General features: G+C 42.4%; 7 protein-coding genes. 2 read left to right on the top strand and 5 right to left on the bottom strand.

The annotated features are described in order from the left end of the window. Positions 1–4: 4 nt before the first annotated feature. The 3 genes from QUA16_RS35500 to QUA16_RS35490 form a co-directional block, all read right to left on the bottom strand. Complete coding sequence (locus QUA16_RS35500; RefSeq protein ID WP_333109428.1) at positions 5–394, bottom strand: hypothetical protein; 390 nt, start codon at positions 392–394, stop codon at positions 5–7. A gap of 100 nt (positions 395–494) precedes the next feature. Continuing rightward, positions 495–2846 carry a dynamin family protein gene (locus tag QUA16_RS35495; protein ID WP_333109427.1) on the bottom strand — a complete coding sequence of 784 codons (2352 nt, stop codon included), beginning with the start codon at positions 2844–2846 and terminating at the stop codon, positions 495–497. A 312-nt stretch (positions 2847–3158) separates the two neighbouring features. Further along, a complete protein-coding gene (locus tag QUA16_RS35490; protein ID WP_333109426.1) occupies positions 3159–3374 on the bottom strand; it encodes a hypothetical protein in 216 nt (71 codons plus the stop codon). A 227-nt stretch (positions 3375–3601) separates the two neighbouring features. Here QUA16_RS35490 and QUA16_RS35485 point away from each other — a divergent pair, with 227 nt between their 5' ends. Then, positions 3602–4105, top strand: coding sequence for a DNA-binding response regulator (locus QUA16_RS35485; protein ID WP_333109424.1), 504 nt, complete (start codon positions 3602–3604; stop codon positions 4103–4105). A gap of 81 nt (positions 4106–4186) precedes the next feature. Next, positions 4187–4447: a type II toxin-antitoxin system ParD family antitoxin gene (locus QUA16_RS35480; RefSeq protein WP_333109422.1), complete on the top strand. Its 261-nt coding sequence runs from the start codon at positions 4187–4189 to the stop codon at positions 4445–4447. A gap of 27 nt (positions 4448–4474) precedes the next feature. Here the strand turns inward: QUA16_RS35480 and QUA16_RS35475 are convergent, their stop codons facing one another. Further along, complete coding sequence (locus QUA16_RS35475; protein WP_333109421.1) at positions 4475–4822, bottom strand: DUF5615 family PIN-like protein; 348 nt, start codon at positions 4820–4822, stop codon at positions 4475–4477. Further along, positions 4823–5137 carry a DUF433 domain-containing protein gene (locus QUA16_RS35470; RefSeq protein ID WP_106331699.1) on the bottom strand — a complete coding sequence of 105 codons (315 nt, stop codon included), beginning with the start codon at positions 5135–5137 and terminating at the stop codon, positions 4823–4825. It lies immediately after the preceding gene. Positions 5138–5378: the final 241 nt, after the last annotated feature.

Raw genomic sequence — 5378 nt, 5'->3', positions numbered from 1 at the left:
TGAATTATCCGGGTTTTTGGCTTTTTCGGTATTCTATTTTATCGTACTTCAACTTGAAGTGCGGAATGTGGGTTTTAAATAAATGACGCGGGATGCCGGCTGCAATCAAAATTTCCAAATCGCGATCGAGCTTTGAGAAGTCTTCATAGATACCCACAAACTGAGTTACGCAAGCTAAAGATGAATCTTTCGGGTCATTGACTCCCGTGTATTTGTACTGAATATCAAAACCTGCTTTTTCGCCAATTTCTTCGATATCCCAGTCTACAAGTGCCATATCCGTCGCTTCAACGGCTAGGGCAATATGACCGGGCGGTATGGGGTCAAGAGGCTCGCAGCACCAACCCTCAGAATGGTTCCAGACACTCTTACCTTGAGATTCTCGAATTTTCATGTATTTTCCCTCTCTGAAAGTAGCAGCGAAACATGGATTGGGGATCGGAGACGGCCGATCGCACTTTTGGAAGAAAAGGGCGATCGCACTTTGTCTAACTTTACTTAACTGGCTTCCAACTATTGAGAGATTCCCGAATCGAACTTAATTGACTGAGGTACTCAATAAGCTTGGCTTTTTGATCCTCAAGACGAGCTAGAATTTCCGGCGCTTCTGCTTCTTTCGTTTCCCGTTCCTTCAAAACGCGATCGAAGTCATTTTGAAACCTTTTAATGTAATCATTGATTTGCTTTTCGGCACTTCTGAAATCAGCAGAAACCTGTTTGTTAATAACTAGCTCTAACAAATCTCTGTTTCTAAAAGTTTGCTGATCTATTTTTAGATTGATCGACTCTAATGTTTGTCGTAAATTAACTTCAAAGAAATCGCGATTTTTGGTAACAGGTTCATCAGTATAATAGACTTGATCGGAGTCACAACAACGACTTTTTTTACCTTTTTTCCTTTCTATTTCTACCACGGCTACTTGTACATCTTTAATTCGTGCATCAATCCCGGGAAAATCAAAACTTGGAAACTGAATCGGGTTGATGTTGAGTTTCACCTCTAAAGCATCACCAATATAATTAGATAATTCATCTGATATTTCTTGGATATCTTCCTGAATTATTAGTGCCAATTTTTCGCGAATATACGTCCCTTCTCGAACTAATTCATCCTGAGTATCTATCCACCAACTTTGAATATAGGGCGGACAAAACTTATTAATTGTTTTAATTACTTTTTCAGCTTCAGCCTTTGTTTTACACCGAATAATGTACGGATCAAACTCTTCACTATCAACAATTTGTTCAGAAACAGAGGTATTGAAAGCTTCTGGAATAGACTCACTCAGTCCATCCAACAAAGACGTAGTGACTTTGAATGCTTTTCCTAATACTGGACCGAAAGAAGGTATCAATTCTAACAGTCTTTCTCCAATTTCTCCCACTATTTGTCCAAAACCCCCATTGTTAGTCTTAACTTCTACTGATTGGGGCAACAAGAGATTTTCTTTTGACTTAGGAGATTTAGCGGATCGACGAGATTCGGCAATTTTATGAATCTCACTGCCTATCTGCTCTTTAGCCTTATTCGCAAATGTGTTAATGCCTTTACTAAATCCTTGGATTAGTATTTGTTTTTCTTGCTCGACAGTATTTTTGACTAACTCAACTTTGTACATCGCATTTTCTGAGCGTTTCCTGTACTCTTCAACTTTTTGTTTGAGGGTTTCAATCCCCATTTCCCAACCTTTAATTTCTGTATTCAGAGTATCCTCAATTGCCTTAGCAGCTTTATCGATTTCTGCCACCACCTCACTCAATAAATTCCAGCCAGAATTTTGCGTAATCCTTTGAATGACTGTTTCTTGAATGCTCGGAATACCGCTATCTGCTAGTGCTTGCGGTGCTATTTTACGAGGTGCAGGAATAATCTGGTTTCCTTCCTCATCTTCCGTGGCATACCTAGCGCTGAAGAATTTTTTAAAGTCTTTGATTTCGCTTTCAGTGGCCTTTTCTTGCTGAATCAGTTTCGCTAGAAGTCCTTGTCGAGAACTAGCAGGGTAAATAAGTGGATTGCGAAAGCCAAAGCCAACTAACTCTCGCTCTAAATCCTTAATGACATCAGCAATTTCTTTGTCTCTCTCTGTTTTTTGGTCAACTTTATTCAAAATAAAGTAAATTTTACCGTTGTTTTCCTCTATAAAATCCTTACGGTTTTCAACAACATCCTTAAACAAATCGGCAACTGCATTATCTTTGTATGATGCGTAGTTTAAAATAAACAGGATGGCATTGCAGTTTCGCAGTGCTTCTAGTGCTGTCTGCTTCAGTGCATTAATGTTGAAGTTTGCAGACTCCCACTCATTAGGGCCGGGAGTATCAACTAAGGTAAAGCCTGTGAGAGAAGATAATTGGCTAATTGCTTCAATCGGATGCTCTATCTCAAAGCGTGTAGTGTTATCAGGATTGCCTTGTTCTCTGATTTCACGGGTACGCTGCAGGAATTTTTGCTGAATTTCGCCAGCGTCACCCTCAACAAGAATGACTGGTTTTCTTTCTCCTTCTCGGTACTCTAAAAGTTTAGGATTTTTGCCTGGTTGAATGTGTCGGACATCTGTACGGCAGATAGTACAGGCGGCCGTTTCACTCGCCAGCACATCAGCACCGATGATAGAATTTAAGAAGGTGCTTTTGCCAGCTTTCATTGCTGCTATGACGGCTACTTGATATTTCTGATCTTGCAAAGCCTTTAAAGCTTTTTTAATTTCATCTTCAATGCTTTGTAGCCCTTGACTTTCATCTCCCTGAATGCGGAGTCCGTCACGGAATTCTTTGAGATATTTTAAGAGGAAAGTGCCTGTACTGTGAATGCTGGTGTATGCTGCTTGAAATTCTTGAGAAGACATAAGTTAATAATCTTGATTGAATAAAATATGAGAACAGACACAAAGATAATTGCCTGAGCGTTTCCAGTCGGTTTTAACTGAGATATTGCACCATTCTCAATAAGCCTTTTAGGGACGGGCAGGATGCCCATCCCACAAGCAATTCACTCTTTGTGGAAGGGACGGGCAGGATGCCCATCCCACAAGCAATTCACTCTTTGTGGAAGGGACGGGCAGGATGCCCATCCCACAAGCAATTCACTCTTTGTGGAACGGGCATCTTGCCCGTTATTGACTATGGTGCAAACTGAAGTCCCTGGCGCGAGTCAATATTTAGTCGTCAGAAAAAGCCTTGCTAATCCCGTAAAATGCCAAACCTGCTAATGCACCTACGGCTATACCAACGGGGCCAGCAGCAGCACCCATACCAGCACCTCCACCAATAGCACCAATTGCCGTAAAACCAGAAGCAGCTACCACACCAGCACCCGCAGCAGCACCCGCAGCAGCGGAACCTGCCGCTTTCGCTATTTCATCACTTTTAGCCATTGAAATACCTCAGTGTAAGGAACAAAAACTAACTGCTTGACTAACAAAAGTTAACTAAACAGGCAAAATTTGAAATATCCCGATCGCACTTTCCCGCTTTTCTAAGTATTTGCACTTAGACAATGAGTGGGTAATTTAATACTAAACTACCTATTGTTAGCAAGCAACTAACAAACGCTAGCAATTTCGGTTATGCTATCGTTAGCCACATCTCACCACACCCGAAAATGGCCTCAAAAGAAGACTTATTTGCCGAAGCCGCCAAACACTGGGACTTAGAGAGACTGTACCAAGCTTTTGCAGAAGCTAAACGGCAAATCTCACCCCGATCGCGCCGGGGACTCACAGAAACAGAAAAACTCTACCTCCGAGGATTGCTTTCCGGTTGCAGTCCCGCCGAAATCGCCCGCCAACTGTTGCAGACTTCCAAAAGTGCAGAAGTTTATTTATGTAAAACTTTATACCAATATGTTAAAAAACTCGCCGATGTACCTAACGAACCTGTAGGAAATTGGCGCAATATTTGCGATCGGCTAGAGGAAGCCGGATATAAAACTCAGTCGTCTGTGAAAGCTAAATTAAGTAGTTCTTTACCGATAGATGCTTTAGTAAAAATAGTTGATATGGGTTTTGAAAATCAAAATACACTAACAATAGACATCAACATCAGATTAGAATTCCCCTCAACTTCAGAAACTGCAAAAACAGAAGACTTGGATAAAAAAGATTAGATGTGCGATCGCCCCTAACCAACCAATCTAACTGAAGGGCGATCGCCTACAATAGAATCAACACCCCTCCTCTCAAACACCATGCAAATTGTTTTGCCTCCTGAAGTCGAAGCCCTCGTGCAGCGCCAACTCACCAGCGGCAAATACAACAGCGCGATCGACGTTATCCTTGCAGCCATTCAACTGCTCGAACAACAGCAAGATATTTATCAAGGACGACTGCAAGAACTCCAACGAGACGCACTGATTGGTCAGCAAGCATCCCAACGCGGTGAAATCGTAGACGGTGCAACCGCAATGGCACAAATTCGAGCTAATTTGCGTAGGCGTAGCCAGCCGTAGGCATCGCGCGATCGAGAGTAAAGCTGACTAAAAAGGAATATACTCAACAGCATTCATCCATTCATCAGAGTCCGAGGTTAAAGCAATCACTTCCAAATCCTTAACAAACTGTCCGATTGTACCGCCTAGCTGATGTCCAAATATCAAACCAGCAAACTGTTTTTCCTGACGCTGCCAATCTTGAGCCATTGCCCTAAAACGGATATCTTGAGTAAACAATACTCTCCCTAACTGAGTGGCACGTTCCAAAAGTTCGTCATCCGGCAATTCTGTCCCACCATCTTCGATCGCAGTCAAAACATCCACGCCACGACGGCGCAACTGCTCGGTAATTGCTTGCGGAATGTGAACGTCCATGTACAGAGCGATCGCCACTTACAACAACCCCTTAGCACGCATTCTCACGAAAAATGGTGAAGGCGAAAGCAGAGATTTTTCCTGTTGTACCTGCTCCCATTCCGTCCGAATCTCCTGCTCAATTTCAGCTTGAAAGTCGAAGTAATAAGCCATTGCTGCATGAGCCTCCGACTGCATCAAATAAGGATGCTGGCGACACATCTCTTCCACTGACCAACCGTAAGCTAGATAATCCATCACAATCTGAGCAACCCGCACGCGGGGTATCCGCTGCAACCGTGCAGGTTGACCCGCTACTTTCTCGATATGAGGATAAATTAAAGCTGATGTCATTGCTTTTTGGATCTATCTCTACAGGAGCTTAGCACAAATAGTATTATAACAGTCAACAAAAATGAAAAGAATTAAACAAAGCGATCGCCCAACTCCATCCATCCTCATCATTATGCTACGATTGGCCTAATCTGAGCTAACGCTTCTTCTCCTGGAATTGGCTCAATCCCACACTCCGCACTTCAATAACACTACATAGTATAGTACATTGCTAGGCCCGAATGAATAAGTAAAAATACTT

Origin of the sequence: Microcoleus sp. S13_C3 (assembly GCF_036700905.1) — a bacterium.
In the GTDB taxonomy this organism is placed as follows: Bacteria; Cyanobacteriota; Cyanobacteriia; order Cyanobacteriales; family Microcoleaceae; genus Microcoleus.
This window is presented reverse-complemented; position numbering and strand designations above follow the sequence as displayed.

What these genes read in the sequence shown, in the direction of transcription:
- QUA16_RS35500 (WP_333109428.1), bottom strand. Translation starts at nt 394, where the DNA reads ATGAAAATTCGAGAATCTCAAGGTAAGAGTGTCTGGAACCATTCTGAG.
- QUA16_RS35495 (WP_333109427.1), bottom strand. Translation starts at nt 2,846, where the DNA reads ATGTCTTCTCAAGAATTTCAAGCAGCATACACCAGCATTCACAGTACA.
- QUA16_RS35490 (WP_333109426.1), bottom strand. Translation starts at nt 3,374, where the DNA reads ATGGCTAAAAGTGATGAAATAGCGAAAGCGGCAGGTTCCGCTGCTGCG.
- QUA16_RS35485 (WP_333109424.1), top strand. Translation starts at nt 3,602, where the DNA reads ATGGCCTCAAAAGAAGACTTATTTGCCGAAGCCGCCAAACACTGGGAC.
- QUA16_RS35480 (WP_333109422.1), top strand. Translation starts at nt 4,187, where the DNA reads ATGCAAATTGTTTTGCCTCCTGAAGTCGAAGCCCTCGTGCAGCGCCAA.
- QUA16_RS35470 (WP_106331699.1), bottom strand. Translation starts at nt 5,137, where the DNA reads ATGACATCAGCTTTAATTTATCCTCATATCGAGAAAGTAGCGGGTCAA.